The sequence below is a fragment of the Rathayibacter sp. AY2B3 genome, from assembly GCF_002931755.1.
Taxonomy (GTDB): Bacteria; Actinomycetota; Actinomycetes; order Actinomycetales; family Microbacteriaceae; genus Rathayibacter.
Genome location: NZ_PSUG01000089.1, coordinates 1 through 2206 on the forward strand (window position 1 = coordinate 1; position 2206 = coordinate 2206).

Below are 2206 nucleotides of genomic sequence, written 5' to 3' on the forward strand. Positions count from 1 at the left end.
CGGCGACCGTGGCGTGCTCCTGGGTCTTCGGGAAGACGAGGAGGTGGACGGGCGCCTTCGGCTCGATGTCGGTGATCGCGAGGATGCGCTCGTTCTCGAACACCACATCGGCCGGGATCTCGCCCCGGACGATGCGCGTGAAGACGGTGGGTTCGCTCATGCACTCATCTTAAACGGGGCCCGTGCGCGACGGGCGCCGCGTTCGCCCACGGCACCCTGCTCCGGCGCTCCGAGGCGGCTGTGGAGGAGCGTCACCAGCGGCCCAGGCGGGCCGAGAGTACCGCGATGGCAGCGGGCCCGGCGGTCGAGGTGCGCAGGACGGAGTCGCCGAGCGCGACGGCCTCGGCGCCCGCCTCCGCGAGCAGCCGCAGCTCCTCCGGAGCGATGCCGCCCTCGGGACCGACGACGAGCACCAGGTCGCGTCCGTCCGGGACCACCTGGGAGAGCCGCGCGTGCGCCGAGGGCTCGAGGACCAGCACGCGGGACGTCGCGGCGCGCGCGACGAGACCGCGCACCTGCTCGAGCGGCGCGACCTCGGGCACCCGGGGGCGCAGCGACTGCTTGCTCGCCTCGCGCACGATGGCGCGCCAGCGCTCGCGCCCCTTCTCCTCCTTCGGGCCGGACCACCGCGAGATCGACCGCGCGGCCTGCCAGGGGACGACCTCGTCCACCCCGAGCTCGGTCGCCGCCTGCACGGCGAGCTCGTCGCGATCGCCCTTCGCGAGCGCCTGCACGAGGACCAGGCGCGGGGACGGCACCGGGGACTCCTGCACCGACTCCACGACGAGCACCACCCGCGCCGGCTCCGCGCTCTCGACGACCGCGGTCGCGACGAGTCCGCGCCCGTCGCCGACCCGGACGCTCTCGCCCGCGCGGATCCGGCTGACGGTCGCGGCGTGCCGTGCCTCCGCGCCGGTGAGCGCGAGCCGGCCCCCGACGACGAAGCCGTCGGAGTCCAGCGACTCGTCGATGTAGTGGTGCGCCACGGGCTCAGCCCAGGAAGCGGTCGCGGAGCTTGGAGAACAGGCCCTGCTGGAAGTGGGTCAGCGCGGGCTTCTGCGGCTTGTAGTGCTTCGCCAGCTCCTGGACCAGCTCCCGCTCGCGGTGGCCCAGCTTCGTCGGGGTGACGACCTGGATGCCGATGCGGAGGTCGCCGCGTCCACTGCCGCGCAGGCGCGTGACTCCGCGGCCCTTGATCGTGACGATCTCGGTGCTCTGCGTGCCCGGCTTGATCTCGATCTCGATGTCGCCGTCGAGCGCCTTGAGCGACGCCGTGGAGCCGAGGATCGCGTCCGTCATCTGCACCTCGAGGGTGCAGAGCAGGTCGTCGCCGTTGCGGCTGAAGACGTCGTGGTGCTTGACCTTGATCTCGAGGTACAGGTCGCCGTTGGGTCCGCCGGCCGGGCCGACCTCGCCGCTGCCGGGCATCTGCAGGCGCAGGCCCGTGTCGACTCCCGCGGGGACGTCGACGGGGATGGTGCGGCGGGCGCGGACGCGTCCCTGGCCCTGGCAGGTGGAGCAGGGGGTCGCGATGACGGTGCCGTAGCCGCGGCAGGTGCCGCAGGGGCTGGCCGTCATCACATTGCCCAGGAGCGAGCGGACCGTGCGCTGGATCTGGCCGGAGCCGTGGCAGATGTCGCAGGTCACCGGCGAGGTGCCGGGCTGGCAGCACGAGCCCTGGCAGGTCTCGCAGAGCACCGCCGTGTCGACCTCGAGGTCGCGGTGGGTTCCGAAGATGACCTCGTCGAGCGAGACCTCCACGCGCAGCAGGGCGTCCTGGCCGCGCTCGCGGCGGGAGCGCGGTCCGCGGGACGAGCCCTGCGCGCCCTGCCCGAAGAAGGTCTCGAAGATGTCGCCGAACCCGCCGAAGCCCTGGGCGCCGCCGCCGAAGCCCTCCTGGGGACCGCGGTCGTACTGCGCCCGCTGCTGGGCGTCGCTCAGGACGTCGTAGGCGTGCGTGACGAGCTTGAAGCGCTCGGAGGCGTCCGCGCTCGGGTTGACGTCGGGGTGCAGCTCGCGGGCGAGTCGGCGGTACGCCTTCTTGATCTCGTCGGCGGAGGCGTCGCGGTCGACGCCCAGCACTTCGTAGTGATCGGCCACAGGTGGCTTCGTCCTTCGTTCGTGGGTCGGTGGGCCGGGCACGGCGCACCGGGGGCGGATCGTGCTGACCCTGCGCGGCCGTCTGCTGGCCGACGCGGTCGTGCGG

General features: G+C 73.3%; 3 protein-coding genes. All 3 read right to left on the bottom strand.

Annotation, left to right across the window (positions count from 1 at the left end; all coding sequences use genetic code 11):
- Positions 1 to 160, bottom strand: a 160-nt coding sequence (locus C5C24_RS17350) for an HIT domain-containing protein (RefSeq protein WP_146082666.1), incomplete at its 3' end; no start/stop codon positions are given.
- Positions 161 to 251: 91 nt separating this feature from the next.
- Positions 252 to 986, bottom strand: a complete 735-nt coding sequence (locus C5C24_RS17355) for a 16S rRNA (uracil(1498)-N(3))-methyltransferase (protein WP_104276575.1) — start codon at positions 984 to 986, stop codon at positions 252 to 254.
- A 4-nt stretch (positions 987 to 990) separates the two neighbouring features.
- A complete protein-coding gene (gene dnaJ, locus C5C24_RS17360; protein WP_104251191.1) occupies positions 991 to 2100 on the bottom strand; it encodes a molecular chaperone DnaJ in 1110 nt (369 codons plus the stop codon).
- Positions 2101 to 2206: the final 106 nt, after the last annotated feature.